Raw genomic sequence first — 25624 nt, 5'->3', positions numbered from 1 at the left:
GACGACTCGATAACCTCGGAACATGATTGACCAGGGGGTCCAACGTCGTAGCGAGGCCGTCACCGAGATGCCCGACGAGCTGCGCCACGACGTGCGGCTGCTCGGCAAGCTGCTCGGCCAGGTGATCGCCGAGCAGGGCGGCGAAGACCTGCTCGAGGACGTCGAGAGGCTGCGGAAGTCCGTGATCGCCGCCCGCCTGGGCGAGGTCTCCAGCGACGAGATCGCCGCCATGGTGGCCGGGTGGGAGATCGACCGGGCGGTCCAGATCGCCCGCGCCTTCACCTGCTACTTCCATCTGGCCAACCTCGCCGAGGAGCACTACCGCATCCGCACGCTGCGCGAACGCGACGTGGACGGCGAGCCGCTGCGCGGGTCGCCGGCCCAGGCCGTCGAGGAGCTGGGCCGCGAGCGGGTGGCCGAGCTGGTCGAGGGGCTGGAGCTGCACCCGGTGCTGACCGCGCACCCCACCGAGGCGCGCCGCCGGGCCGTGGTCACCGCGATCCAGCGCATCAGCGGGCAGCTCACCGAGTACAACACCCCGGGCAGGGGCGCCTCCGAGCGCGAGGAGAGCAGGCGCCGCCTGCTGGAGGAGATCGACCTGCTCTGGCGCACCGCCCAGCTGCGCAACACCAAGCTGGACCCGCTCGACGAGGTCCGCACCGCGATGGCGGCCTTCGACGAGACGCTCTTCCGCATGGTGCCGCAGGTCTACCGCTCGCTGGACCAGGCGCTCGGCGAGGGGAGCGGCACCCGGCCGCCGCTGGCCAGGCCGTACATCCGCTATGGCAGCTGGATCGGCGGCGACCGCGACGGCAACCCCAACGTCACCGCCCGCGTCACCCGCGAGACCATCCTCATCCAGGCCGAGCACGTGCTGAGCGCGCTGGAGGCGGCCTGCACCCGCATCGCCCGCACGATCACCGCGGCGGCCCAGTTCACCCCGCCCTCGCCCGAGCTGCGCGCGGCGCTGCGCATGGCCGAGGACGCCAACCCCGACCAGGTCTCCGAGCTGGCCACCCGCTCGCCCGAGGAGCCACACCGGCAGTGGCTGCTGTTCGTCGCCTCCCGCATCGCCGCCACCCGCGAGAGCGACCTCAACCTGGCCTACCGCTCGCCCGCCGACCTGCTCGCCGACCTGCGCCTGGGCCAGGACTCCCTGGCCCGCAGCGCCAGACGGCAGGCCTACGGCGAGCTGCAGCACCTGATCTGGCAGGTCGAGACGTTCGGCTTCCACCTGGCCGAGCTGGAGGTGCGCCAGCACTCCCAGGTGCACGCGGCCGCCCTGGAGGAGATCAGGGCCGGCGGTGAGCTGTCGGAGCGCACCGAGGAGGTCCTGGCCACGATCCGGGTGATCGGCTGGATCCAGGAGCGCTTCGGCGTCACCGCCTGCTCCCGCTACGTCGTCTCCTTCACCCGCACGGCCGACGACGTCGCTGCCGTCTACGAGCTGGCCGAGCACGCCCTGGGCGCCAAGGCGCCGGTGCTGGACGTGGTGCCGCTCTTCGAGTCCGGCCAGGACCTGGAGAACTCGCCCACGGTCCTGTCGGGAATGCTGGAGCTCCCGCAGGTCCAGGCCAGGCTGGCGGCCACCGGGCGGCGCATGGAGATCATGCTGGGCTACTCCGACTCGGCCAAGGAGCTCGGCCCCGCGGCGGCCACGCTCAAGCTCTACGAGGCGCAGGAGCAGCTGACCGCCTGGGCGCAGCGGCACGAGGTGAAGCTGCGCATGTTCCACGGCCGCGGTGGCGCGCTCGGCCGCGGCGGCGGTCCCGCCAACCGGGCGGTGCTCGCCCAGGCGCCGGGCTCGGTCGCCGGCCGCTTCAAGGTGACGGAGCAGGGCGAGGTCATCTTCGCCCGCTACGGTCACACCGCGATCGCCCGCCGCCACATGGAGCAGGTCACCAACGCCGTCCTGCTGGCCTCCTCGCCGTCCATCGGATCCCGTACGGCTGCCGCCGCCGAGCGCTTCCGCCCGCTGGCCGCCCAGGTCGCACAGGCCTCAGAGCAGGCGTACCGGGCGTTGACGGAGGACCCGGGCTTCCCCGAGTGGTTCGCGCTGGTGAGCCCGCTGGAGGAGATCGGCTCGCTGCGCCTGGGTTCCCGGCCCGCCAGGCGCGGGCTCGGGGCGCCGCGCTCGCTGGACGACCTGCGGGCGATCCCGTGGGTGTTCGCCTGGGCGCAGACCCGGGTCAACCTGCCCGGCTGGTACGGCCTGGGCAGCGGGCTGGCCGCGGTCGACTCGATGGAGGAGCTGCGGGCCGCCTACGCCGAGTGGCCGCTGTTCAACGCGATGCTCGACAACGCCGAGATGTCGCTGGCCAAGACCGACCGCTCCATCGCCGAGCGTTATCTCGCGCTCGGCGGCCGCAAGGACTTCGCCGAGCAGGTCCTCACCGAGTACGACCTGACCAGGCGGCTCGTGCTGGAGGTCACCGGGCACACGCGGCTGCTGGAGAACAGGAAGGTCCTCTCGCGCGCCGTGCAGCTGCGCGACCCGTACGTGGACGCGCTGTCCCACCTGCAGTTGCGCGCGCTGTCGGCGCTGCGCACCGGCGAGGTGGGAGAGCAGGAGCGGGAGCGCCTGTCGACGCTCCTGCTCCTGTCGGTCAACGGCGTGGCAGCCGGGCTGCAGAACACCGGCTAGAGCCGGGCAGCCCCGCCCTTGGCGGGGTCGCGGGTGAGCGCCCTGACCGGCGTGCCGAATCATGACCGGCGCAGGATCCAGCGCACGGCCCCGGCTCCCACGAGCACGATGGCCGCGTTCACCAGGATCGCCGTGTGCACCCCCGCCAGGACCGAGCCGCCGGCCGTGGCCACCGCGCTGATCACCGCGCTGATCACTGGGATGCCCATGGTGATGCCCACCTGCTGGGTCATCGAGGCCAGCCCGGTGGCCAGCCCCTGCTCGCTGTCGGGCAGCCCCGAGGTGGCCGTCACCATGTACGACACGATCGCGACCAGGTGGCCGACGGCACCGGCGGCGGGCACGGCGAGCACGAGGACGAGCGAGCCCGCGCCGTCCTGCCCGAGCAGGACCAGCGAGCCGGTCGCCACGCCCTGCAGCACGAGCCCGCCGACCAGCGCCGCCCGGTTGCCCACCCGGCCGATCACCTTGGGCGCGAGCAGCCCGCCCGCGAAGGCGGCCACGCCCAGCACGGCGAAGACCAGCCCGGTCTGCAGCGGCGTGTAGGACAGTACGTTCTGCAGGTAGAGCGTGAGCAGGAAGATCAGCGAGCTCTCCATGGTGAACGTGACCAGCCCGCCCAGGTTCCCGCCGCGCACGGTGCGCCTGGTCAGCACCCCGATCGGCGCCAGCGGCGCGGCCGCGCGCCGTTCGATCAGCCAGAACGCCGCCAGCAGCGCCACGGCCAGCGCGATGGCCGGCCACGAGGCCGTGGTGACGCCGTAGACCAGCGCGAGCATCCCGGCGGTCACGGTCAGCGCGCCCGGCACGTCCAGCCTGGCCCGCTCCTCGCCGCGGCTCTCGGGCAGCAGCCCGGGCGCGGCCAGCACGACCGCCGCGGCCACGGGCAGGTTCACGAAGAAGGCCCATCGCCAGCTCAGCAGGTCGGTCAGCAGCCCGCCGAACACGGCGCCCGCGGTGAACCCCGCCGACAGCAGCGTGCCGTTCAGCCCGAGCGCCCTGTCGCGCAGCGGCCCCTCGGGGAAGGAGGTGGTCAGCAGCGACAGCGCGGCGGGAGTGGCCAGCGCGGCGGCCATGCCCTGCGCGACCCTGGCCGCGAGCAGCATGCCGGGCGACTCCGCGAGCCCGCCGGCCAGCGAACCGGCCGCCAGCAGCACCATGCCGGTCAGCAGCATCCGCCGCCGCCCCACCAGGTCCGCGATGCGGCCGAACAGCAGCGTGAACCCGGCCGACGGCAGCATCATCGCGGTCGCGATCCACTGCAGGTTCTCCATCGAGAACCCCAGCCCCTTTCCGATCGCGGGCAGTGCCACGTTCAGGATCGAGAAGTCCACGGCCAGCATGAACTGCGAGCCGAGCAGCAGCACCAGGACCAGTCGCTGCCGCGTGGTCATGGTGATCCGGTCAACGGTCAAGGCGGTCATCTCAGTGCTCATCTCGGTGTCCAATCGTCAGCACGGCCTTGCCGGTGATCCGGCGCTCGTGCAGGTCGTCCAGGGCCTCGGCGGTCTGGCTCCAGTCGGCCAGGCGCCCGATCTCCGGGTGCAGCCGCCCGTCCGCGACCAGCCGCACCAGCGCCTCGAGGTCCGTCCGGTACGGCTCGGCCGAGTCGGCGTAGCTGAAGTGGCGGATCGTCGCCGACAGCGGCCCCTTGAAGAAGTCGAAGAAGCTGAGAGTGGCGGGCTCCCGCGAGGCCTGTCCGAACCAGAAGAGGCTCCCGCCGGGAGCCAGCAGCGCGAGCGCTCGCGGTAGCGACGTGCCGCCCACCGACTCCAGCACGCTGCCGAACGGCCCGCGGGCGTCGTCCAGGTCGTGGACCACGGCCGCGGCCCCCAGCTCGAGCAGCCGCCGCCCGCGCTCGGGCGAGGCGGTGACCGCGGTGACGCTCGCGCCCGCCGCCGCGGCCAGCTCGACGAAGTAGTGGCCCACGCCGCCGGAGGCCCCGGTGATCAGGACCTTGCAGCCCGCCACACACCCGGCGGTCCGCAGCAGCCGCAGCGCGGTGAGCCCGGCCAGCGGCAGCGCGGCCGCGGTGACCGTGGACACCGAGTCGGGCAGCACCGCCACCGCGTCCGTGGGCGCCGCCGCGTACTCGGCCCAGCCGGCGCCCGGCAGGTGGGCGACGACCCGCTGGCCCACGCGCGGCCCGGAGCCGTCCGCCGCGGCCTGAACGACGAGCCCGGCCACGTCCTTGCCCGGCCGTGACCCGGGCTGCGGGCGGTGCAGCTGGAGCACCTCGCCCCGGTTGATCGAGAACGCCTCGACCTTGACCAGCGCCTCGCCGGGACCCGGCGCGGGCTGGTCGGCCGAGCCCGGCTCGACCAGGTTCCCGGGCACGCCGGTGGGAAGGAGCGCCTTCATGGAGACCCCTTAGAGTTTCGGTGGAATGTCCGAAACCAGATAAGCGGGGCCGGCCAGGGAGCGTCCAACAGCTCTCGCGCGGCTTCGACAACGGGCGGTTGTCAGGGGAGGTGAACGGGGTGGATCTGGACCTCGCCCAGGTCAGGGCGTTCGTGGTCACCGCCGAGCGGCTGCATTTCGGCCAGGCCGCCGCCGAGCTCTACCTCACCCAGCAGGCGCTGTCCAAGCGGATCGCCCGGCTCGAGGAGGTGCTCGGCACCCGGCTGTTCGACCGGGGCGGCCACGTGGTCGAGCTCACCGCCGCGGGCAGGCGGTTCCTCGAGCCCGCCGTCGAGACGCTGCGCGCCGCCGACCGCGCCGTGGCGGCGGCCGTCCACGACGACCGGCCGCTGCGCCTGGACGTGTGGAGCCACCTGTACGGTCCGCAGCGCATGGTGCGCCTGCTCGTCGAGCTGGAGCCGGGGCTGGACCTGGCGCTCGGCATGCGCTCCGACGTCGCCGCCGCGGTAACCGGCCTGCGGCGGGACGAGCTGGACGCGGGCTTCGGCTGGGCGCCGGCTGGGCCGCTGCCCGACGGGCTGACGCGGCGCCTGGTGAGGCTGGAGCCGGTGGCCGCCGTGATGAGCCAGGACAGCCCGCTGGCCGCGGCCGACCGGCTGCGGCCGGAGGATCTGCGGGCGGGCGAGCTGTGGTTCCCCGCGGACGCGGCCAGGCTGGAGTTCCTGCGGCTGTTCGCCGAGGAGTTCGGGCTGCCGCACGCCTTCGGCGGGGTCAACCTCGGCATGGAGGCCAACCTGGACCACCTGCGGTCCACACCTGGGCAGTACCTCCTGCTGCCCGCCGAGGCCCCGGTCGCGGCGGGGCTCAGGCGGGTGCCGCTGGCCGAGCCCACCCCGCTGTACGGCTGGTCGCTGGTGTGGCGCGAGGGCGAGCGGCACCCGCTGCTGCCCCTGCTGCTGGACGCGGTAGGCCGGGCCGTGCGGGCCAACGGATGGCTCGACTACGACCCGGCCAGGCACTGGGTGCCTATCGCAGAGAGCTGAAGAACTCGCGTACGTCGGAGACGAGCAGGTCCGGCGCCTCCAGCGCGGCGAAGTGACCGCCGCGGTCGTACTCGGTCCAGCGCACGATGTTGTTCAGCGGCTCGGAGAAGCGCCGGATGGCGATGTCCTCGGCGAAGTTGGCCACGGCCGTCGGCGTCTGCGACGGGGTGGGCCAGTTGCCGGTGTGCATGGACTCGTAGTACATCTGCGACGACGACGAGCCCGTGTTGGTCAGCCAGTAGACCATCACGTTGGTCAGCAGGTGGTCCCGGTCGATCGACCCGGCAGGGTAGGCCCAGTCGTGCATCTTCTCGCCGATCCAGGCAAGCAGCCCGACCGGGGAGTCGGCGAGCCCGAACCCGATCGTGTGCGGACGGGACGCCATGATCTGGAAGTAGCCATTGCCGTCGGACAGGAACCGCTGCATCCGCTCCAGGCGGACCTTCTCCCCGTCGGTGAGGCTCGCCAGGGTCTCCTCGTCCACCCCGCCGAACGGGATGAACCCGGCGGTGGCCGCGTTGACGTGCACGCCCACCACGTGCTCGGGGGCGACCCGGCCCAGGTCGGGAGCGATGAAGGCGCCGAAGTCGCCGCCCTGCACGCCGTAGCGGTCATAACCGAGGCGCTCCATCAGCTGCGCGTAGGCCTTGGCGATGCGGAAGGAGTCCCACCCGGCATCGGTGGTCGGGCCGGAGAAGCCGAAGTTCGGGTGGGAGGGGATGACCAGGTGGAAGTCGGCCGACAGCGGCTCGATCACGTCCAGGAACTCCACGATCGAGCCCGGCCAGCCGTGCGCGAGCAGCAGCGGCAGCGCGTCCTCACGGGAGGAGCGGACGTGGACGAAGTGGATGTCCTGGCCGTCGATCTCGGTCACGAACTGCGGGTGGGTGTTGAGCCGCTTCTCCCACGCGCGCCAGTCGTAGCCGTCGGCCCAGTACTCGACCAGGTCCTTGAGGTGGTCCACGGGGACGCCCCTGCTCCAGCCGGCGCCGGAGACCTGGGCGGGCCACCGCACGTCCGCCAGCTTGCTCCGCAGGCTGTCGAGGTCGGACTGGGGGATGTCGATGCGGAAGTCGCGGATCTCACTCATGGTCGTCCCTTTCGAGAGGATGTGCCCTCAGTTTAGCAGAACGGAATGCTTTATTCCACAATCCGCTCGGCCCCGGCGTAGACGTTGCACCGCTCCTCACGCAGGAAACCGACCAGCGTCATCCCGAACTCGCGGGCCAGGTCGACGGCCAGCGACGAGGGCGCCGACACCGCGCACACCGCCGGGATCCCCGCGGCCAGCGCCTTCTGCATGATCTCGTAGCTGGCCCTGCCGCTGACCATCAGCACGTGCCCGCGCAGCGGCAGCCGTCCCTGCAGCCCGGCCCAGCCGACCACCTTGTCCACGGCGTTGTGCCTGCCCACGTCCTCGCGGACCGCCAGCAGCTCTCCCTCGGCGGTGAACAGCCCCGCCGCGTGCAGCCCGCCGGTCTTCCCGAACACCCCCTGCGCCTTCCTGAGCGCGTACGGCATGCCGTACAGGGTCTGCGGGGTGAGTCGCAGCGGATCGGCGGGCAGCGGGGAGCAGCGGTCGCGCAGCGCGTCGAGGCTGGCCGAGCCGCACACCCCGCACGCGCTCGAGGTCATGAAGTGCCGGTCGAGGCTGGGCAGCTCGGGGACCGGGCCCCGCAGGTGCACCGTGACGACGTTGTAGCGGGCCTCGGGCTCGACGTCGTCGTCGGTGCAGTAGGCGATGGCCGCGATGCCGCCGATGCCCTCGCCGTTCAGGAAGCCGGCCGCCAGCTCGAAGTCGTGGCCGGGGGTGCGCATGGTGATCGCCAGCGTCTTGCGGGCGCCGTCGGCGCCCGCGAGCCGGATCTCCATCGGCTCCTCGGTGGCGAGGTCGTCGCGCCGGTCTCGGGCGACATTTCCGGAAATTTCGCGGATTCGGGCGCGGGTTGTGGGGCCGGGCCGGGTTGGAGTGGTCATAGCTTGTGCACCGTGACGAGAGCGTTGTAGTCGGGGATCTTGGCGTCGGGGGAGCGACGGGCCTCGTCGAGCAGGACGTTGCCCTCGGGCCAGTGGATCTGCAGGTTGCCCGGCACGAGCGGTGCCCGCAGCACCCTGCCCAGGTAGGAGCGCCCGTCCGCGCGCAGCTCGACCGCCGTGCCGTCGGCCAGGCCCAGGCGGTCGGCGTCGTAGTCGCTCATCAGCACGGCCTCGCGCATGGCGCCGTTGAAGCCGTCGCGGCGCTCGTGGACCATGCTGTTGAACTGCTTGCCGCGCCGCGTCGCCACCATGAACGACCCGTCGGGCCGTTCCAGGTGGGGCAACTCCAGCACCGAGAACGCGGCCAGGCCGTCCGCGGTCTGGAAGCGGCCGTCGGAGAACAGGTGGCGCCCGCCGTACTGGACGTTGTCCCCGAAGCCCGTCAGCTCGGAGATACCCGCGTAGAAGGGGACGGCCCGCTCGATCTCCGCACGGATCTGCGGAGTTCCGGTGAAGCGGATGTCAGGCCCGATGCGGGACGCCAGCTCGGTGAAGATCTTCCACTCCGGCCAGGCCTCGCCGACGCGCGGGCCCTCGACCTCGGGGGAGAAGATGATGCGGCGCTCGGTGGAGGTCTGGGTGATCCCTCCGACCATCTCGTAACGGGTCTGCGCGGGCAGGACGAGAACGTCCCCGTCCACCAGCATCTGCGACGACAGCACGATGTCGATGTGGATACGCAGCCTGAGCCTGGACAGCGCCTCGCGGCAGTGGTCCGGATCGGGCAGCACCTCGAGGAAGTTGCCGCCGGAGGAGATCAGCACGTCCAGGTCGCCGGAGTGGGCCGCGTCGATCATCTCGGTCGCGGTCAGGCCGGGCGTGGTGGGCACCTCAAAGCCCCACAGGCCGGTGAACCTGGCGGCGTTCTCCGGCGTGATCGGCAGGCCGCCGGGCAGACCGGTGGCGTAGGCGCCCATCTCGGCCCCGCCCTGGACGCCGCTGTGGCCACGGATCGGCATCAGCCCGCACCTGTCGCGGCCGACGAAGCCCCTGGCCAGCGCCAGGTTCACGATCGAGCGGACGTTGTCCTCGCCGTAGGTGTGCTGCGTGATGCCCATCGACCACACCAGCACCGCCGACTTGGCCTCGCCGAGCAGCCTGGCCAGGCGGAGCATGTCGTCGCGCGAGGCTCCGGAGATCGCCTCGAGCCGCTCCCACGGCTGGTCGGTGACGGCCTGCCGTACCTGCTCGAAGCCCTTGGTGCGGGACTCGACGAACTCCTTGTCCACCCAGTCGTTCTCGATCAGGTGCTTGAGCACGCCGGTCAGGAAGCCGATGTCGCCGCCCACGTTGACGCCGAAGAACTCGTCGGTCATCTTCGTGCCGAACAGCGCCGACTCGGCGTTCGACGGGACCCAGTAACGGTCCATGCCCGGCTCGCGGTAGGTGTTGACCATCGCGATCCGGGTGCCGGCCTTCTTGGCGTGGTAGAGGTACTTCATGGCGACCGGCTGGTTGTTGGCCGGGTTCGAGCCGATGAAGACGATCAGATCGGATCCGATCCAGTCCGTGTAGGAACAGGTGGTGGCCGCCGCGCCGATCGTCTGCTTGAGCGCCACGGTCGAGGGCGAGTGGCAGATGCGGGCGGCGTTGTCGACGTTGTTGCTGCCCATCGCCCGCACGGCCTTCTGGGCGGCGTAGTAGTTCTCGTTCGGCACGCCGCGGCTGGTCAGATACGTGCCGGAGCGAGCGCCTTCGAGCGACTCCGCCGCGATGCGCAGCGCCTCGTCCCAGGAGATGCGGGTGAAGCCCTGGTCGCCCTTCCTGCGCAGCATGGGGTACGGCAGGCGGCCCAGCTCCCGCAGCTCGGCGCTCTTCATGCCCTTCAGCCCGGAGACGTCGCCCAGCTTCCGGTGGTCCAGGGCGGGCATCGTGTTCAGCGGCAGCAACCGGAGCCGGATGTTGCACAGATGGATCTCGTCCATCGTCCAGTCCCGCATCCCGTGCGTGCCGAGCGCGCATCCGTCGCACGTGCCCTGGTTGAGGATGCGCCAGGCGTAGCGCCGGTTGCCCTTGACCGACTTGAACGCCTTCCACAGCTCCAGGTAGTTGTTCGGTTTGCGCAGGCCGATGCCGAACGGCCGCCACGAGGCCCAGTTACGCGGGTTCATGCCCCCATCCTGCCTGGGGCTTCGTCCGGGGAACAGCCGAGCCCGGGCGATGACAGCCATAGCCGTTCCGTCAAGATAGGGAGATGGCCGTTTCCCGATACTCCGACCTCGAGCGCCCGCCGCTTTCCCAGGCGGCTCTCGAGCGCGCCCTCGTACGGCCTGGCAGCCTGTGGACCAGTATCACGGTCGTCGACAGCACCGGGTCCACCAACGCCGACCTGGGCGAGGCGGCTCGCGCCGGTGCGCTGGAGGGCGCCGTGCTGGTGGCCGAGTCGCAGGTCGCCGGGCGCGGCAGGCTCGGCAGGACCTGGACAGCGCCGCCGCGCTCCGGGCTGACGTTCTCGGTGCTGCTGCGGCCCACCGTCCCGCCGACCGCGCAGGGCTGGCTGCCCCTGCTGTTCGGCGTGGCCGCCGCCTCGGCGCTGCGCCGCCTGGCCGAGGTGGACGTGCGCCTGAAGTGGCCCAACGACCTGCTGATCGGCGAGCGCAAGCTGGCGGGCGTGCTGGCCGAGCGGGTGGAGGACGCCGTGGTCATCGGCATGGGGCTCAACGTCTCCCTCAAGAGCTCGGAGGCGCCCGTCGAGACCGCCACCTCGCTGGCCATCGAGGAGGCCGCCTGCGTCGACCGCGATCCGCTGCTGCGTGCCGTACTCAGGGAACTGGAGCGGCACTACCGCGACTGGAGCGCCAGCGGGGGAGACGCCGACGCCGCCGGGCTGCGGGCCGCCTACCAGGCCTCGAGCGCCACGATCGGGCAGCAGGTCAGGGTCGAGCTGCCGGGAGGCAAGCTGCTGATCGGACAGGCCACCGGCGTCGACAGGTCCGGCTGCCTCCAGGTGGACGCGGGCGGCCGGACGTACACCCTGAGCGCCGGCGAGGTGATCCACGTTCGCCCGTCTTCGTAGCTCTGCGGCTGCCCAGGTGGCACGATGTGGGCCATGACCCTCCCGGACCACCACCTGACGACTGGTGAGAAGCGCATCCGGTCGTTCCATCCGCATTGGAAGCGGATGGTCGTGCCGTTCATCGCGCTCGTGCTCATCGTGCTGGCCTTCGGCGCCGCACTGTTCTTCATCCCCAGCACGTGGCAGTACGCCTTCTACGGCAGGGTCGCGGCGGGCGTCATCGCGGTGCTGCTGCTGACCGTGTGGTCGTTCGTGCCCTACCTGCAGTGGCGCAACACCGGCTACGTGCTCACCTCGCACCGCTTCACGATCAGCACCGGCGTGCTGAACAAGTCGACCGACGAGATCCCGCTGACCAAGGTCAACTCGGTGAGCTCCGACCAGGCGTTCTTCGAGCGCATCCTCGGCTGCGGCACGCTGACCGTCGAGTCCGCCAGCGACGAGGGCCAGCTCGTGCTGCGTGACATCCCCAGAATCCAGGATGTCAGGGCCGATCTGTTCCGCGCCGTGGAGGACATCTCCGACGGCCAGGTGGACGGCCAGTAGCCTCAGGGCGTGGACACCTCACGCAGGCCGACCGCCGAGGAGATCGAGCAGCTGCTGGTCGGCCACCCCGCCCGCTACACCAGGTCCGAGGTCTCGGCCAAGGCGGGCGTGCCGTCCGAGCTGGCCGAGCGGATCTGGCGAGCGCTCGGCTTCGCCACGCTGCCCGACGACACCGTGGCCTTCACCGACGCCGACGTCGCGATCCTCAGCAGGGTCCGCACGATCCTCGACAGCGGGCTGCTGGACGAGCAGACGGTCATCCGGATGGCCCGCGCGCTCGGCCAGACCACGGCCAGGCTGGCTCAGTGGCAGGCCGAGATCATGATCGGCGCGATGCTGCCGCGCGACCGCGAGGCCTCCGACGCCGACCTGGCCCATGTGCTGACGACCGCCCAGCAACTGCTGCCCGACTTCGAGCAGGTCCTGGTGCACGTCTGGCGCGAGCAGCTGGCCGCGGCCGGCACCCGGCTGCTGGCCATCGCCGACATCAACGAGGAGCTGGTGCCCACCCGCCTGTCGATCGCGGTGGGCTTCGCCGACCTCGTCTCCTTCACCCGGCGCGCCAGGGAGCTGGACGAGCGCGAGCTGGGCGACCTGGTGGAGGGGTTCGAGGCGCGGGCGTCCGACGTCATCGCCGCGCACGGCGCCCGGCTGGTCAAGACGCTGGGTGACGAGGTGCTGTTCACCGCGCCGACCGCCGAGCAGGCCGCCGAGATCGCGCTGGAGCTGGTCGAGACCGGGGAGCTGCGCATCGGCATGGCCTACGGGCCGGTGCTGCCGATGATGGGCGACATCTTCGGCACCACGGTCAACCTGGCGGCGCGGCTGACGGCCATCGCCCGGCCTGGCACGATCGTGGTCGACTCCGAGCTGGCCTCCCAGGTGGAGGGCGTCCCGGCCGTCGAGGCGCACAAGATCCGGCGGCGTCCCGCCCGCGGGCTCGGCGTGGTGCAGCCCTACGTCTTGCGGAGATCATCCGGTTGAACGGAGGATGGCTGGCATGCCGTACGAAGTGCAGGGTGTCATCGCCCGAGGTAAAGGCCAGGAAGTAACCCTCGAGACCGTGCTGGTGCCCGACCCGGGTCCCGGCGAGGCGGTGGTGAACGTCAAGGCCTGCGGGGTCTGCCACACCGACCTGCACTATCGCGAGGGCGGCATCAACGATGACTTCCCGTTCCTGCTCGGCCACGAGGCCGCCGGCGTCGTCGAGGCGGTCGGCGAGGGCGTGACCGACGTGGCGCCCGGCGACTTCGTCATCCTCAACTGGCGCGCGGTCTGCGGCCAGTGCCGCGCCTGCCTGCGCGGGCGGCCCTGGTACTGCTTCAACACCCACAACGCCGCGCAGAAGATGACACTGAAGGACGGCACCGAGCTGTCGCCCGCGCTCGGAATCGGCGCCTTCCTGGAGAAGACGCTCGTCGCGGCCGGGCAGTGCACCAAGGTCTCGGCCGAGGCGCCGGCCGAGGTGGCCGGGCTGCTCGGCTGCGGCGTGATGGCCGGGCTCGGCGCGGCCATCAACACCGGCGGGGTCACCCGCGGCGACAGCGTGGCCGTCATCGGCTGCGGCGGCGTGGGCGACGCGGCCGTCCTGGGCGCCTCGCTGGCGGGCGCGACCAAGGTCATCGCCGTCGACGTGGACCCGCGCAAGCTGGAGTGGGCGCGCGGCTTCGGCGCCACCGACGTGGTGAACTCCGCCGAGACCGACCCGGTCGAGGCGATCAGGTCGCTGACCGGCGGACACGGGGCCGACGTCGTGATCGAGGCGGTCGGCCGCCCCGAGACCTACCAGCAGGCCTTCTACGCCCGCGACCTGGCGGGCACCGTGGTCCTGGTCGGCGTGCCCACGCCCGACATGCGGCTGGAGCTGCCTCTGCTCGACGTCTTCGGCCGCGGCGGCGCGCTCAAGTCCTCCTGGTACGGCGACTGCCTGCCCTCCCGCGACTTCCCCATGCTCGTCGACCTCTTCCTGCAGAACCGGCTGCCGCTCGACAAGTTCGTCTCCGAGCGAATCGGCCTGGACCAGGTCGAGGAGGCCTTCGCCAAGATGCACCGCGGCGAGGTGCTGCGTTCGGTGGTGGTCCTGTGAGAGAGCGAAGCGAACGAACCATTAGACACAGCATCGACTCGATCAGGGCCTTCGAGCCGCCAGGCTCGAGGGCCATGATCGACCGCGTCATCACCTCCGGCACGTTCTCTTTGGACGGCGGTACGTGGGAGGTGGACAACAATGTCTGGATCGTCGGCGACGCCCGCGAGGTGATCGTCATCGACGCCTCCCACTCCGCCTCCGTGATCCTCGATCGCGTGGGCGATCGGACGATCAAGGCCGTCTTCTGCACCCACGGCCACAACGACCACATCAACGCGGCCGCCGAGCTGGGCGCGCCGATCCTGCTGCATCCCGCCGACCACATGCTCTGGGAGGCGGTGTACGGCGACGCCGTGCCGTACACGCCGCTGAGCGACGGCGAGAAGCTCGAGGTCGGCGGGGTGTCCTTCGAGGTGATCCACACCCCGGGGCACTCGCCGGGAGCGGTGTGCCTGCTGGGGCAGGGCGTGCTCTTCAGCGGTGACACCCTGTTCAAGGGAGGGCCGGGCGCGACGGGCCGGTCGTTCTCGTCCTTCGAGACCATCATCGAGTCGATCAGGACCCGGTTGCTGGTGTTGCCTCCCGAGACCGTGGTGAAAACCGGGCACGGTGATTCCACCACGATCGGCACGGAGGCCCCACACCTGGAGGAATGGATAGCCAGGGGTTACTGATCTGTGGCGGACCTAACATAGGCAAGCCTTACCAAAGGGAGGTATCTTAGGCGTGCCTAACCTATCTGCCTGAGAGGCTTGCCCCCGGATGTACGTCTGCGTTTGTCGTGCTGTGACCGAGAACGAGGTCCACGACTGTATTGCGGCCGGCGCCAAGAGCGCGCGGCAGGTTCGCGACACCACCGGCGCGGGCGGCGACTGTGCAACTTGTGTGCGGAAGATCTGTGCAATCCTGAAAAGGTCTGAAGAACTCACGACCGCATAGCGCAAGGGGCCCGTTCAATGCAGGGCGACAAGCAGATCATCGAGTTGCTGAACGAGCAGCTCACCGCCGAGCTCACCGCGATCAACCAGTACTTCCTGCACGCCAAGATGCAGGAGCACTGGGGCTATACCAAGCTCGCCGAGCACACCCGGGCCGAGTCGATCGATGAGATGCGGCACGCCGAGCGGCTCACGGACCGCATCCTCTTCCTCGAAGGCCTGCCCAACTACCAGCGCCTGGGCACGCTGCACATCGGGCAGACGGTCGAGGAGCAGCTCCGCGCCGACCTGGAGGTGGAGCTCGCGGTCGTGGAGCGGCTGCGCCCGGGCATCCAGCTCATGCGCGAGAAGGGCGACGTCACCTCCGCCCGCATCTTCGAGGACATCCTCGAGGACGAGGAGCACCACATCGACTACCTGGAGACGGAGCTCGCCCTCATCCAGAGCCTCGGCGAGCAGCTCTACCTCGCCCGCTACGCCGAACCCCCGTCGGCCGACTGATCTCCCGGCTTCCAGGCCCGCTGCCTCGCAGCGGGCCTTCTCGCGTTGAGGGCCGTTGTTGGACGCCCGTTGCCCGAAATCTGGAGTCCCATGCCATTGGTGGTGATTCGGGGTTTTGTTTGCATACGGGCGGAAATTGCCGGGGGCGCGCAAGAATGGGCATGGAGCGCGGCGAACAGGTGAGGCGTGTGGTGCCGGTGGGGCGCGCTGTGCGCGATCCTGGAATACCCGGGTGCTTTAATCGGGACTGGCCGATATTTATCCGCGTTTGCCCAGGTCAATGGATAGGTCAACGACGAGTCAAACCGCGCGCTGCAGCCGGGAAACGATCGCCTAAGGTCCTACGATCGCTTCATGACCTGCGTACTTCTCGCCGAGGATGACACCTCGATTTCCGAGCCGCTCGCGCGTGCGCTACGCCGCGAGGGCTATCAGGTTGAGGTGAGCCCCGACGGCCCGCAGGCCCTGGAGAGGGCTCTGTCGGGGGGGATCGACCTCATCGTTCTTGACCTTGGCCTGCCCGAGATGGACGGCCTGGAAGTGGCACGCCGGATCCGGGCCGAAGGGCACGGCACTCCGGTGCTGATCCTGACCGCACGCGTCGACGAGGTCGACACGGTCGTCGGCCTGGACGCCGGCGCGGACGACTACGTGACCAAACCATTCCGGCTGGCCGAGCTGCTCGCGCGCGTGCGCGCGCTGCTGCGGCGCGGCACGTCGGAGACCCCGGTGGTCCAGGGGGTGCGGATCGATGCCGACTCGCGCCGCGCCTGGATGGGGGAGAAGGAGCTGCACCTGACCACAAAGGAGTTCGACCTGCTGCGCGTGCTCGTGCGCGACGCCGGCAAGGTGGTCACCCGCGAGCAGATCATGCGCGAGGTGTGGGACACCAACTGGTGGGGCTCCACCAAGACCCTCGACATGCACATCTCCTGGCTTCGGCGCAAGCTGGGCGACGACGCCGCGAAGCCGCGTTACATCACGACCGTTCGAGGAGTCGGCTTCCGGTTCGAACGCGAGTAGGCGATGCGTAGACGCCTGCTCACGTCCACCCTGGTCGTCGCTGTCATAGCGGTGCTCCTGCTCGGGGTTCCCCTGGGGATCGTGGTCAGCCGCCTCATCGTCGACGAGGCCGCTCAGGAGCTCAGGGCCGAGGCGACCCGCCTGGTGGGCGAGGTCGAGTACGCCCGGATCCAGGAGACGCCACTCGACCCCCAGCAGCTCACGCAGAAATACCCTGACCGCTACATACAGATATACGAACGCGGGACCCCACCCAAGGCGACCATCGTCGGCACCGCACCGCCGTCCGGTCACCAGATGACCGAGGACGCCCAGTCGGAAAGCGGGATCTACGTCCGGGTGAGCCGAGACAAGGACCAGGTCGAGCAGGACGTGCGCGCACGACTGCTGCTGATCGTGGCCCTGGCTGTCGCGGCTCTCGCGGTGGCGGTGGGGCTCGCGATCGTCCAGTCCCGGCGGCTGACGCTGCCCTTGCTGGACCTGGCGAAGATCGCCGACAGGCTCGGCTCGGGCGACGCGAGACCGAGCAAACACCGCTACGGCATCCCCGAGCTCGACCGGGTGGCGGAGGTGCTCGACCGCAGCGCCACCCGCATCTCCGACCTGCTCACGCGCGAGCGGGAGTTCGCCACCGACGCCTCGCACCAGCTGCGCACCCCGCTGACCGGGCTCACCATGCGCCTGGAGGAGATCGTCGCGGCCTCCGACCAGCCGGTGATCGTGCGCGAGGAGGGCGAGGCCGCCATCGTGCAGGCGGAACGGCTCACCGCGGTGATCGACGAGCTGCTGGCCGCGGCCCGCCGCCAGCGCCAGTCGCAGGCGGAGCCCGTCGCCATCGACGACATCCTGGACCAGCAGGTCAAGGAGTGGGATCCGGTCTTCCGCGGCGTCGGCCGCGAGCTGCGGCTCGAGGGCACGCGCGGGCTGAAGGCGATGGCCACCACCGGCGGCTTCGGCCAGGTGATCGCCTCACTGCTGGAGAACTCGCTGCGGCACGGCGGCGGCGCGGTCAAGGTCACGACCACCGTGAGCGACAACTACGTGGTCGTCGAGGTGTCCGACAAGGGTCCCGGAATCGCCGACGACATCGCGCCGAAGGTCTTCGAGCGGAACGTGAGCGGCGGCGGAGGCACGGGCCTCGGCCTGACGCTGGCCCGCGCGATGGCCGCCTCCGACGGCGGCCGGCTGGAACTGGTGCGGCGGCGGCCCGCCGCCTTCGCGATCTTCCTGCGGCCGGCCGAGCAGAACGGGCGCAACCGCGTGGTCAGCGGTCCTGCTTGACCTCGGGCAGCTCGGCCGGGATCGGTTCGGTGGCCTCCAGGAACACCCAGCGGCGATAGGACCAGAAGCGGAACAGCGTGCCCAGCCCCGTGCCGATCAGCGACGCGATGTTGTTGGCCAGCAGACTCTGGAAGCCGAGCGTGTACTTGCTGAACCCCACGCACAGCACCTCGATCAGCAAGCCGATGCCGTTGAGCATGAAGAACAGCAGGTATTCGCGTCCCAGCCCGCTCTGGTCGCGGTGCCGGTAGGTCCAGTAGCGGTTGCCCACGTAGGCGAAGGTGGTGGCGATCACGGTCGCGATGACCGTGGCCGTGATCGTGCCCTCTGATCCCCACAAAACCCAGAGCACGTTGCGCACGCCGTAGCTGATGACGAAGGCGATGGCGCCGATCACCCCGAACTTGGCGAGCTCGTGGACCAGGGCGGCGAAGCGCTGGTAGAGGCGTCTGATCAAGTCCCCGTCCCCGGTCTCATAACAGGCATGACCACCCCAGACTACCGGTGACGGTCAGCGCCGTGGGCAAGAGCGCTGGAACCTGAAGGAACACTTCTAGAAATATCGTCCTATGGGCGGCATTCCCGATAGCTGGGCATTACGCTGCGGTTCCAGATCGCAGGGCGCATCCGGTCGGGGCGGGGCGCCCGGGACGGCCTACGACCTCGGGACTCACCCTTGCCGCGACGACTGCTCGCCCTCCTCGGCGCTCTGACCGTCCTGGCGGGATGCGGAACGCCCGGCGGCGGCGTCGCCGTGCCACCCGACGAGCCCGCTCCGTCGATCTCCGCCCACCGCGTCGACCAGGCGACGGCCGAGCAGGCGTTCCAGCTGCTCGACCGCCTCGACCGAGCCCTGTCGCAGCACGACTGCGCGGCCGTCGACGAACTGGTCACGTGGGCGGCCAGGACGCTGGGCGGTCGTGCCTGTGAGGCGACCCGGAACGGCCGCCCAGCTCGATACGACGACCCGGAGTTCCTGCTGCCCGATGCCGGCGACTGGTTCGCCGTGCTGGCGCGCGGGCCGTCGCCCGCCTACTTCGTGTTCCTGCTCGAGGACAACAGGTGGCGGCTGGGCGCGGGCCCCATCCCTGTCGTCGGCCGCCCGCCCGCCTACACGCCCGGCGCCACGGCGGACCAGGACACCGCCATGGAGGCCGGGCTCGTCCCGCAGCGGCACCTGACGTTCCTGACCGATCCCGCCGGGGTGCAGGGGGTCCGCTTCCCGCCCGGCGATCCGCTGCAGGGGCTGCGGGCGGGGATCGCCGACGTGGAGTTCCTCGACGGGACCACCCGGGCGCTGGCCCTGTCGAGCACGCGGCTGCTGGTCTTCGACGCGCTGCGGATCCGCCGTACGGCCGGCCGTACGGAGATCGTCGAGCTGGCCAGCGTGGTCACGGCGGGGAACCGGTGCGCGACCGTGGGTCTCCTGCGCAGGTAAGCTCAGCGAACGTGAGTTCCTACAGCCCCATCGGGCCGGTCGTCGGCATCGTCGGCGCCGGTCAGCTGGCCAGGATGACGCAGCAGCCCGCGATCGCTCTCGGGGTGGAGCTGCGGGTGCTGGCCAACGCCCCCGACGAGAGCGCGGCGCGGGTGATCGTGGACACGCGGCTCGGCGACTACCGCGACCTGGGTGACCTGCGCGAGTTCGCCAAGGGCTGCGACGTGATCACCTTCGACCACGAGCACGTGCCGACCGAGCACATCAGGGCGCTGGCCGCGGACGGCATCGCCGTGCATCCGGGCGCTGACGCGCTGGTGCACGCGCAGGACAAGGCCGTGATGCGGGAGCGGCTGACGGCCATCGGAGCGCCGTGTCCCGCCTGGGCACGCGTGACCTCCACGTCGGATGTCTCGGGATTCGCGCAGGAGCACGGCTGGCCCGTCGTGCTCAAGGCCGTCCGCGGGGGTTACGACGGGCGCGGCGTGTGGATGTGTCGCGAGATCGCGGACGCCGAGGAGGTCGTCGCGTCGGGCGTGCCGCTGATGGCCGAGGCCTTCGTGCCCTTCGAGCGGGAGCTGGCCGTGCTGGTGGCGCGCTCGCCGCACGGGCAGGGCGTCAGCTACCCGGTCGTCGAGACGGTCCAGCAGGACGGCATCTGCGTCGAGGTCCTCGCGCCCGCGCCGGGGCTCGACCCCGAGGACGCCGCCCAGGCACAGCGCATCGCCCTGGAGATCGCCGACTCGCTCGGCGTGACGGGCCTGCTGGCGGTGGAGATGTTCCAGACAGCGAGCGGACTCGTCGTCAACGAGCTGGCCATGCGGCCGCACAACAGCGGCCACTGGACCATCGAGGGCTCGCTCACCTCCCAGTTCGAGCAGCACCTGCGTGCCGTGCTCGACCTGCCGCTCGGCTCGCCCGCGATGACCGCCCCGGTCGCCGTGATGGCCAACCTCATCGGCGGCGAGGAGATCTTCCACCGCTACGAGCACGTGATGGCCCACGACCCCGGCATCAAGGTCCACTTCTACGGCAAGCAGGTACGGCCGGGCCGCAAGATCGGCCACGTCACGGCGATCGGCGACGACCTGGAGACGGTCCGCGCCCGCGCCCGCCACGCCGCCGTCTACCTCACCACCGGGGAGTACGCATGAGCGTGGGAATCGTGATGGGGTCCGACTCCGACTGGCCCGTGATGCGCCTGGCCGCCGAGGCCGTCGCCGAGTTCGGCGTGCCGTTCGAGGCGGACGTGGTCTCGGCTCACCGCATGCCTGAGGAGATGATCGCCTACGGCAAGCAGGCGGCCTCCCGCGGTATCCGGGTCATCATCGCCGGTGCCGGCGGGGCGGCCCACCTGCCGGGGATGCTCGCCTCGGTCACGCCGCTGCCGGTGATCGGGGTGCCGGTGCCGCTGAAGTACCTCGACGGGATGGACTCGCTGCTGTCGATCGTCCAGATGCCCGCGGGAGTTCCGGTGGCCACGGTCGCGGTGGGCGGTGCCCGCAATGCGGGGCTGCTGGCCGTACGGATTCTGGGGGCCTCTGACGAGGGGCTGCGCGAGCGGATGGTGGCCTTCCAGGCCGAGCTCAAGCAGCAGGCCTACGCCAAGGGCGAGAAGCTCCGCGCGGAGGCCGCAGAACTCGGCTGAGCGTCGATCCTGGCCCTGGCCTGCTCGGCCTCCGGCAGGCCGAGCCGGTCGAAGATCTCCAGCGCCTCCACGTAGCAGGCCTGGCCGCGTTCCGGATGGCCGGTGGCGGCGAGGGCCTGACCGAGGATCATCAGCGCCTTGCCCTGCCAGTGCTCGTCGCCGGCCTCCTGCAGCGCGGCGAGGCCCTGCTCGGCGCGGTCCAGGGCGCGGACGGGATCATCCAGCTCGAGGTGGATCTCGGCCATGCGGGTGGCGGCCGTGCCGATCCAGTCGAGCTCGCCGATCTCACGGAAGCCGGTGACCGCCGCCTCGAACATCCGCAACGCCTCCTCGAGCGAGCCCACGGCCTGCAGCGTGACTCCGAACTGGTAGGGCGCCCACGGGTGCCGCGGGGTGCCGCCGCCGAGCTCGGCGTGGATGCGGTAGGCCTCCCTGGCCGCCTGCACGGCCTGGCCCCGCTCGTCGGCGGCGCCGAGCGAGCGGGCCAGGATGCCGAGCCAGAGGGCTTGGGCGCCCCTGTCGCCGCGGGCGGCGAAGACCTCGACGCCCCGCCTGAGGAACTCGGCCGAGGCCAGGTAGTCGCCGTCGTCATAGGCCAGGGTGCCGAGGGCGGCGCTGGCGGCGGCCTCCACGTACAGGTCGCCCTGGGCTAGGTCGAGGGCTGCTCGGGCATCGGCCCGCCGGACCTCGGGGTCGTTCGTGAAGAGGGTCGACCGGACGTAGCGGGCCAGGGCCTCGGCCCGCGGCTCGCCCACGGTGTGCGCGACCAGGCGATCGAGGGTGCCCGGCAGCGCCACGGATTCGGGTGCGACGTCCGTCAGCATGTCCACGGTCCAGGCCAGCCGGTGGCGGTCGACGTGGTCTCGCGGGGCGGCCTGCCGTACGAGAGCAAGCAGCGCGTCGGTCTCGGCGGGGTCGAAGTCCTCATCGCACTGGTCGGTGGGCAGCAGCTCGGCGCGCAGGTCGCCGGGGAACAGCGAGCGGAAGCGGTTGGCGACGGCGGCGGCGTAGTAGCCGAGCAGCCGGTCGAGCGCCTCATCGGCGGCGGGGTCGACCCGGCTCCTGGCGAACACGCGCAGCAGGTCGTGGAAGCGGTAGCGGCCGGACGAGCGCGACTCGAGCATGCTCAGGTCGACCAGCGCCTCACACAGCTCCTCGGCCTCGAAGGAGTCCAGCCCGAGCAGCGCGGCCGCCGCGGACGTCGAAACATCGGGCATGTCCGGTACGGCGAGTAGCCTGAACGCCGAGGCCAGGCGCGGCTCCAGCTGGTCGTACCCCAGCGCGAAGCACGACTCCACGGCCAGGTCCCCGACCCGCAGCTCCGCCAGCCGCCGCCGCTCGTCCATGAGCCGGTCGCGCAGCCAGGCGAGCGTCCAGCCTGGCCGGGCGACCAGCCGGGCGGCCGCGATTCTGATCGCCAGCGGCAGGAACCCGCAGGCCGCCACCAGATCCATCGCGACGCCCCGCTCGGCGGCGACCCGGGCCGGGCCGAGGATCCTTTCCAGCAGCTCGAGCGCCTCGCCGGGTTCGAGCACCTCGAGGTCGAGGTGCCGCGCGCCGCCCAGGTCGGCGAGCCTGGCGCGGCTGGTGACGACGACGGCGCAGCCGGGGGTGCCGGGCAGCAGCGGCTCGACCTGGGCGGCGGAGGCGGCGTTGTCGAGCACGACCAGCATCCGCCGATCGGCGAGCGTGGAGCGGTACAGGGCGGACAGCTCGCTCAGCTCGTCCGGCGGCTCGGGCACGCCGAGCGCGCGCAGGAACCCGCCCAGCACCCCTGCAGGCTCGGCCGGCGCGGGACCCGAGCCGAGCAGGTCGGCGAAGAGCTGCCCGTCGGGGAAGCGGTCCGCGAGCCGGTGCGCGACGTGGACGGCCAGCGTGGTCTTGCCGACTCCGCCCTGTCCCGCCACCGCGGAGACCACCAGGGCGGTCCCCGGCGTGAGCGCCTCGGTCATGGCGGCCATCTCGCCCCTGCGGCCGGTGAAGTCCGGCACGTCGCCCGGCAACTGCCGCGGAACCACGGCCGTCCGCACGGGGGCGGGCGTGTCGGGACGGGCGGTGATGATCTCCTGGTAGACGGCGCCCAGCTCCGCGGAGGGTTCGACGCCCAGCTCCCGGGCCAGCAGCCGCCTGGCGTCGTGGAAGGCGCCGATCGCCTCGGCCTGCCGTCCCGACCGGTACAGGGCGCGCATCAGCAGCGCCCGCGGCCGCTCCCAGATGGGGTGCTCGGCGCACAGTTCGGTCAGCTCGCCCACCACCGAGGACGCGCGATCCACGGCCAGGTCGGCCTCGATGGCGCGGATCCGCACGTCGAGCCGCGCCTCGGCCAGCCGGGCGCGCTGCGCCTGCGCGTAGTGGCCCGGCAGCCCGCTCAGCGGCTCGTCCACCGCCAGCGCCAGCGCGCGGCGCAGCCAGTCTCTCGCCTCCGCGGGCGCGGCGCCCTCGGCCTTGGCCGCCAGCGCCTCGAACTCCTCCAGATCCAGCTCAGCGTTCACCTGGTAGCCGGGCCCCACGGTGACGATCGCATCGGGGCCGAGCGCGCCGCGCAGCCGCGAGACGTAGGTGCGCACGGCGTTGACCGCGGTCTTGGGCGGATCCGTCTCCCACAGCACGTCGACCAGCTGGCTCAGGCTCAGCACCCGGCCCCTGGCCAGCAGCAGCGCGGCCAGGATCAGCCGCTGCTGCGGGGAGCCCAGCTCCAGCTCCACACCGTCACGCCAGCCACGAACCGCCCCGAAGACCTCGAACCTCATCGCCGCATTCTAGGTACGACCGCGGTCCGGCCACCCCGATGAGCTTGATCTTCGAGGCTTCGAGGATGCTGGTATCGGGGTGACGATGAGGGTTTCCCAGGCGAAGAACGGACCGAGCACGCGCCACGCAGGACGTCGCTCCCGCAAGGCGCGCGCCATCACCGGGCTCGCGCCCTGCGTGGCCCTCTTGATCGCGAGCTGCTCGCTCACTTCCGGATCGACGACCACGGCGCGCTCGGACACGTCGATCGGGTCGACCCCGTCATCGCAGCCCGGCACCACGACCGCGGTTCTGAAGCCCATCGATCCGGTCGCATTCAAGGCCGTCGTGGCCGCCGCCGCCAAGAAGCTCATGGTCCCCGGGGCTGCGGTCCTGCTACGCACACCGCAGGGGAACTTCGAAGCGATGGTCGGCACCACCAAGCTGGGCACGCGGACGCCACCGGACGCGGACACTCATTTCCGGATCGCCTCGAACACCAAGACCATGACGGCGGCGCTGATCGTGCTCCTCGCCCAGGACGGCAAGCTCCGGTTCAACGACCCGGTGTCGGCATACGTCCCAGACGTGCCCAACGGCAAGAACATCACCATCGCGCAGCTGCTGAAGATGCGCAGCGGGCTCTACGACTACACGGACGCGCCCGAGGTGGCGGCGACTCTGGACGCCGACCCGGCGAAGGTCTGGACACCGCAGGAGGTACTGGCCATCGCGTTCCGGCACCCGCCGCTGTTCCCGCCCGGCACGTCCTACGACTACAGCAACACCAACTACGCCTTGCTGGGGCTGATCGCCGAGAAGGCCGGTGGGCGTCCCCTGGCCCAGCAGTTGCAGGACCGGTTGCTCGGCCCGTTCGGGCTGCGGCGGACTTCGCTTCCCGCCGCCGACGACAACTCCATCCCGGCTCCCTACTCGCATGGCTACATGTACGGCGGAACCTCCTACGCGCTGACCGACAAGCAGTACCCCGCCGACATGCAGGCCGCCGCACGGAACGGAACACTCCAGCCCATCGACTACACCAACCAGAACCCCTCCTACGCCACCGCTGCCGGCGGAGTCATCTCCACGGCGGACAACCTGGCCACGTGGATCCGAGCACTGGTTTCCGGCAACGTCTTCAACGCCACGTACCAGCGACAATGGCTCCACAGCCTGCAAGCCGTGGACCCGGCCACACCCGATGGGAAGCAATACGGCTATGGCATCACCTATCAGCGTTTCGGGCCGAACGCCGCGATGTACTACCACGGCGGCGAAGCGCCGGGCTACAACTCATTCATCGGTTACGACGCAGCCAACAACGTGACGCTCGTCATATGGACGAACCTGACCCTGTCGCCCGACGGCAGGACCACGGCGAACGCCCTGCTGCCGACGGTTCTCAATGAGATCTACGCCGGGCCGTCGCTGTCGCCCATGCCAACCCCGACCACCACCAGGTAGTGCGGGATCGGTGAGGTCTGGCCGAAAGGGGGACGGGAGTCGGTCAGATGGCCGATGGCCGCGGCTCCGGGGCCGTCCAGCATGGCCGTATGAAGCGAATCATCATCTTAGTGGTGGCCGCGATCATGCTCACGGGGTGCGGGGTCGAGCTGGACGCGAAGGAGGTGCACTCCGCCCAGTCCTTCCCCTTCACCGGCGGCACGCTGACGGTCAAGACGACGCTCGGCGGGCTGCGGGTCGAGCCGGGCGCAGCCGGGTCCGTGCAGGTCGACCGGTGGCTGCGGCGGAAGGCCGCGCAGGAGGGCAACGCGACCTGGTCGCTGAAGGACGGCACGCTGCGGCTGGGGGCCTCGTGCCGGATCGTGTTCGGCGACTGCGGCGGGCGCTATCACGTCAAGGTGCCGCCCGGCGTCAAGCTGGTCATCGACGGTGACGACGACGGGGTGATCGTCAACGGGCTGACGCAGGACACGACCGTGTCGTCGAGCGGGCGGATCCGGGTGTACGACACCTCGGGGGCGCTGCGCCTCAATGGGAGGGACGACGGCATCTCGGGCGAGCGGATCAAGTCCACCGACGTCAAGGTGCGTAACTCCGGGGGCGGGATCGACCTGACGTTCGCGGTCGCGCCGACGCGGCTCGACCTGATGGCCGACGACGGCAACGTGACCGCCACGGTGCCCGACGGCCAGTACGCGGTGACGGTCAAGAGCGACGACGGCCGTGCGCGCTCGCAGATCAAGGACGCGGGCTCCTCCGCGGGCCGTACGATCATCGCGCGAAGCGGTGCCGGGGAGGTCCGTATCAACCGCGGATAGAACCTTTGGGGTGCCTGCCGCGTCTTATCCACGGGGTGATGTGC

Annotated in this window: 24 protein-coding genes; 16 read left to right on the top strand and 8 right to left on the bottom strand. The window is 70.9% G+C overall.

Annotation, left to right across the window (positions count from 1 at the left end; genetic code table 11):
* Positions 1–22: 22 nt before the first annotated feature.
* The gene (locus ACIBHX_RS08595) at positions 23–2644 is read left to right on the top strand and encodes a phosphoenolpyruvate carboxylase (RefSeq protein WP_397065578.1); all 2622 of its coding nucleotides are present in this window, start codon (positions 23–25) and stop codon (positions 2642–2644) included.
* Between the two features lie 59 nt (positions 2645–2703).
* On the opposite strand, the gene ACIBHX_RS08590 is transcribed toward ACIBHX_RS08595, so the two are convergent.
* Positions 2704–4080 (bottom strand): MFS transporter, encoded by a 1377-nt coding sequence (locus ACIBHX_RS08590; protein WP_397065577.1) that lies wholly within the window; start codon positions 4078–4080, stop codon positions 2704–2706.
* Positions 4070–5005 (bottom strand): zinc-binding dehydrogenase, encoded by a 936-nt coding sequence (locus ACIBHX_RS08585; protein ID WP_397065575.1) that lies wholly within the window; start codon positions 5003–5005, stop codon positions 4070–4072. Before ACIBHX_RS08585 ends, ACIBHX_RS08590 begins: the two co-directional genes overlap by 11 nt.
* Positions 5006–5124: 119 nt before the next feature.
* Here ACIBHX_RS08585 and ACIBHX_RS08580 point away from each other — a divergent pair, with 119 nt between their 5' ends.
* Complete coding sequence (locus ACIBHX_RS08580) at positions 5125–6048, top strand: LysR family transcriptional regulator (RefSeq protein ID WP_397065573.1); 924 nt, start codon at positions 5125–5127, stop codon at positions 6046–6048.
* Here the strand turns inward: ACIBHX_RS08580 and ACIBHX_RS08575 are convergent.
* From ACIBHX_RS08575 to ACIBHX_RS08565, 3 genes are read right to left on the bottom strand one after another with little or no spacing between them, the layout of a single operon-like run.
* Positions 6032–7138 carry an epoxide hydrolase family protein gene (locus tag ACIBHX_RS08575; protein ID WP_397065571.1) on the bottom strand — a complete coding sequence of 369 codons (1107 nt, stop codon included), beginning with the start codon at positions 7136–7138 and terminating at the stop codon, positions 6032–6034. The two genes, ACIBHX_RS08580 and ACIBHX_RS08575, sit on opposite strands and share 17 nt — an antisense overlap.
* Before the next feature lie 50 nt (positions 7139–7188).
* Positions 7189–8025, bottom strand: a complete 837-nt coding sequence (fdhD, locus tag ACIBHX_RS08570; RefSeq protein ID WP_397065569.1) for a formate dehydrogenase accessory sulfurtransferase FdhD — start codon at positions 8023–8025, stop codon at positions 7189–7191.
* On the bottom strand, positions 8022–10196 hold the full coding sequence (locus tag ACIBHX_RS08565; RefSeq protein WP_397065567.1) for an FdhF/YdeP family oxidoreductase: 2175 nt from the start codon (positions 10194–10196) through the stop codon (positions 8022–8024). Before ACIBHX_RS08565 ends, fdhD begins: the two co-directional genes overlap by 4 nt.
* Before the next feature lie 83 nt (positions 10197–10279).
* On the opposite strand from ACIBHX_RS08565, the gene ACIBHX_RS08560 reads away from it, so the two are divergent.
* The 9 genes from ACIBHX_RS08560 (at position 10280) to ACIBHX_RS08520 (ending at position 17479) form a co-directional block, all read left to right on the top strand.
* Positions 10280–11101 carry a biotin--[acetyl-CoA-carboxylase] ligase gene (locus ACIBHX_RS08560; protein ID WP_397065565.1) on the top strand — a complete coding sequence of 274 codons (822 nt, stop codon included), beginning with the start codon at positions 10280–10282 and terminating at the stop codon, positions 11099–11101.
* Positions 11102–11134: 33 nt separating this feature from the next.
* Positions 11135–11647, top strand: coding sequence for a PH domain-containing protein (locus ACIBHX_RS08555; protein ID WP_397065563.1), 513 nt, complete (start codon positions 11135–11137; stop codon positions 11645–11647).
* Between the two features lie 9 nt (positions 11648–11656).
* Entirely contained in the window at positions 11657–12631 is a 975-nt protein-coding gene (locus tag ACIBHX_RS08550; RefSeq protein ID WP_397065561.1) for an adenylate cyclase regulatory domain-containing protein, read from the top strand.
* A gap of 16 nt (positions 12632–12647) precedes the next feature.
* Positions 12648–13733, top strand: coding sequence for an S-(hydroxymethyl)mycothiol dehydrogenase (locus ACIBHX_RS08545; protein WP_397065559.1), 1086 nt, complete (start codon positions 12648–12650; stop codon positions 13731–13733).
* Between the two features lie 74 nt (positions 13734–13807).
* Entirely contained in the window at positions 13808–14410 is a 603-nt protein-coding gene (locus ACIBHX_RS08540) for an MBL fold metallo-hydrolase (protein WP_397065557.1), read from the top strand.
* 88 nt (positions 14411–14498) lie between these two features.
* Complete coding sequence (locus ACIBHX_RS08535; protein WP_397065555.1) at positions 14499–14675, top strand: bacterioferritin-associated ferredoxin; 177 nt, start codon at positions 14499–14501, stop codon at positions 14673–14675.
* A 17-nt stretch (positions 14676–14692) separates the two neighbouring features.
* Positions 14693–15175 carry a bacterioferritin gene (bfr, locus tag ACIBHX_RS08530; RefSeq protein WP_397065553.1) on the top strand — a complete coding sequence of 161 codons (483 nt, stop codon included), beginning with the start codon at positions 14693–14695 and terminating at the stop codon, positions 15173–15175.
* A 354-nt stretch (positions 15176–15529) separates the two neighbouring features.
* Positions 15530–16198 carry a response regulator transcription factor gene (locus ACIBHX_RS08525; RefSeq protein WP_043620820.1) on the top strand — a complete coding sequence of 223 codons (669 nt, stop codon included), beginning with the start codon at positions 15530–15532 and terminating at the stop codon, positions 16196–16198.
* A 3-nt stretch (positions 16199–16201) separates the two neighbouring features.
* Positions 16202–17479 carry an ATP-binding protein gene (locus ACIBHX_RS08520; protein ID WP_397065551.1) on the top strand — a complete coding sequence of 426 codons (1278 nt, stop codon included), beginning with the start codon at positions 16202–16204 and terminating at the stop codon, positions 17477–17479.
* Here ACIBHX_RS08520 and ACIBHX_RS08515 read toward each other — a convergent pair.
* Positions 17463–17936 (bottom strand): GtrA family protein, encoded by a 474-nt coding sequence (locus ACIBHX_RS08515; protein WP_397065549.1) that lies wholly within the window; start codon positions 17934–17936, stop codon positions 17463–17465. The genes ACIBHX_RS08520 and ACIBHX_RS08515 overlap by 17 nt on opposite strands.
* Positions 17937–18155: 219 nt before the next feature.
* Between ACIBHX_RS08515 and ACIBHX_RS08510 the strand changes: the two genes are divergently transcribed.
* The 3 genes from ACIBHX_RS08510 to purE are packed head-to-tail and all read left to right on the top strand — an operon-like array spanning position 18156 to position 20565.
* Positions 18156–18917, top strand: coding sequence for a hypothetical protein (locus ACIBHX_RS08510; protein WP_397065547.1), 762 nt, complete (start codon positions 18156–18158; stop codon positions 18915–18917).
* Between the two features lie 11 nt (positions 18918–18928).
* Complete coding sequence (locus tag ACIBHX_RS08505; RefSeq protein ID WP_397065545.1) at positions 18929–20071, top strand: 5-(carboxyamino)imidazole ribonucleotide synthase; 1143 nt, start codon at positions 18929–18931, stop codon at positions 20069–20071.
* Positions 20068–20565, top strand: a complete 498-nt coding sequence (purE, locus tag ACIBHX_RS08500; RefSeq protein WP_397065544.1) for a 5-(carboxyamino)imidazole ribonucleotide mutase — start codon at positions 20068–20070, stop codon at positions 20563–20565. Before ACIBHX_RS08505 ends, purE begins: the two co-directional genes overlap by 4 nt.
* Here purE and ACIBHX_RS08495 read toward each other — a convergent pair.
* Entirely contained in the window at positions 20517–23315 is a 2799-nt protein-coding gene (locus tag ACIBHX_RS08495; protein WP_397065542.1) for a BTAD domain-containing putative transcriptional regulator, read from the bottom strand. The two genes, purE and ACIBHX_RS08495, sit on opposite strands and share 49 nt — an antisense overlap.
* A 9-nt stretch (positions 23316–23324) precedes the next feature.
* Complete coding sequence (locus ACIBHX_RS08490) at positions 23325–23669, bottom strand: hypothetical protein (RefSeq protein WP_397065540.1); 345 nt, start codon at positions 23667–23669, stop codon at positions 23325–23327.
* Here ACIBHX_RS08490 and ACIBHX_RS08485 point away from each other — a divergent pair.
* Positions 23668–24762, top strand: a complete 1095-nt coding sequence (locus ACIBHX_RS08485) for a serine hydrolase domain-containing protein (protein WP_397065538.1) — start codon at positions 23668–23670, stop codon at positions 24760–24762. The two genes, ACIBHX_RS08490 and ACIBHX_RS08485, sit on opposite strands and share 2 nt — an antisense overlap.
* An 89-nt stretch (positions 24763–24851) precedes the next feature.
* Positions 24852–25580 carry a hypothetical protein gene (locus ACIBHX_RS08480; RefSeq protein WP_397065536.1) on the top strand — a complete coding sequence of 243 codons (729 nt, stop codon included), beginning with the start codon at positions 24852–24854 and terminating at the stop codon, positions 25578–25580.
* The last annotated feature ends 44 nt before the right edge of the window (positions 25581–25624 follow it).

It is taken from the genome of Nonomuraea sp. NPDC050536 (genome assembly GCF_044457685.1).
Classification (GTDB): Bacteria; Actinomycetota; Actinomycetes; order Streptosporangiales; family Streptosporangiaceae; genus Nonomuraea.
This window is presented reverse-complemented; position numbering and strand designations above follow the sequence as displayed.

Coding starts and splice junctions, on each gene's coding strand:
- ACIBHX_RS08595 (WP_397065578.1), top strand. CDS start 23: ATGATTGACCAGGGGGTCCAACGTCGTAGCGAGGCCGTCACCGAGATG.
- ACIBHX_RS08590 (WP_397065577.1), bottom strand. CDS start 4,080: ATGAGCACTGAGATGACCGCCTTGACCGTTGACCGGATCACCATGACC.
- ACIBHX_RS08585 (WP_397065575.1), bottom strand. CDS start 5,005: ATGAAGGCGCTCCTTCCCACCGGCGTGCCCGGGAACCTGGTCGAGCCG.
- ACIBHX_RS08575 (WP_397065571.1), bottom strand. CDS start 7,138: ATGAGTGAGATCCGCGACTTCCGCATCGACATCCCCCAGTCCGACCTC.
- fdhD (WP_397065569.1), bottom strand. CDS start 8,025: ATGACCACTCCAACCCGGCCCGGCCCCACAACCCGCGCCCGAATCCGC.
- ACIBHX_RS08565 (WP_397065567.1), bottom strand. CDS start 10,196: ATGAACCCGCGTAACTGGGCCTCGTGGCGGCCGTTCGGCATCGGCCTG.
- ACIBHX_RS08560 (WP_397065565.1), top strand. CDS start 10,280: ATGGCCGTTTCCCGATACTCCGACCTCGAGCGCCCGCCGCTTTCCCAG.
- ACIBHX_RS08555 (WP_397065563.1), top strand. CDS start 11,135: ATGACCCTCCCGGACCACCACCTGACGACTGGTGAGAAGCGCATCCGG.
- ACIBHX_RS08545 (WP_397065559.1), top strand. CDS start 12,648: ATGCCGTACGAAGTGCAGGGTGTCATCGCCCGAGGTAAAGGCCAGGAA.
- ACIBHX_RS08540 (WP_397065557.1), top strand. CDS start 13,808: ATGATCGACCGCGTCATCACCTCCGGCACGTTCTCTTTGGACGGCGGT.
- ACIBHX_RS08535 (WP_397065555.1), top strand. CDS start 14,499: ATGTACGTCTGCGTTTGTCGTGCTGTGACCGAGAACGAGGTCCACGAC.
- bfr (WP_397065553.1), top strand. CDS start 14,693: ATGCAGGGCGACAAGCAGATCATCGAGTTGCTGAACGAGCAGCTCACC.
- ACIBHX_RS08525 (WP_043620820.1), top strand. CDS start 15,530: ATGACCTGCGTACTTCTCGCCGAGGATGACACCTCGATTTCCGAGCCG.
- ACIBHX_RS08520 (WP_397065551.1), top strand. CDS start 16,202: ATGCGTAGACGCCTGCTCACGTCCACCCTGGTCGTCGCTGTCATAGCG.
- purE (WP_397065544.1), top strand. CDS start 20,068: ATGAGCGTGGGAATCGTGATGGGGTCCGACTCCGACTGGCCCGTGATG.
- ACIBHX_RS08495 (WP_397065542.1), bottom strand. CDS start 23,315: ATGAGGTTCGAGGTCTTCGGGGCGGTTCGTGGCTGGCGTGACGGTGTG.
- ACIBHX_RS08485 (WP_397065538.1), top strand. CDS start 23,668: ATGGTCCCCGGGGCTGCGGTCCTGCTACGCACACCGCAGGGGAACTTC.
- ACIBHX_RS08490 (WP_397065540.1), bottom strand. CDS start 23,669: ATGAGCTTCTTGGCGGCGGCGGCCACGACGGCCTTGAATGCGACCGGA.
- ACIBHX_RS08480 (WP_397065536.1), top strand. CDS start 24,852: ATGAAGCGAATCATCATCTTAGTGGTGGCCGCGATCATGCTCACGGGG.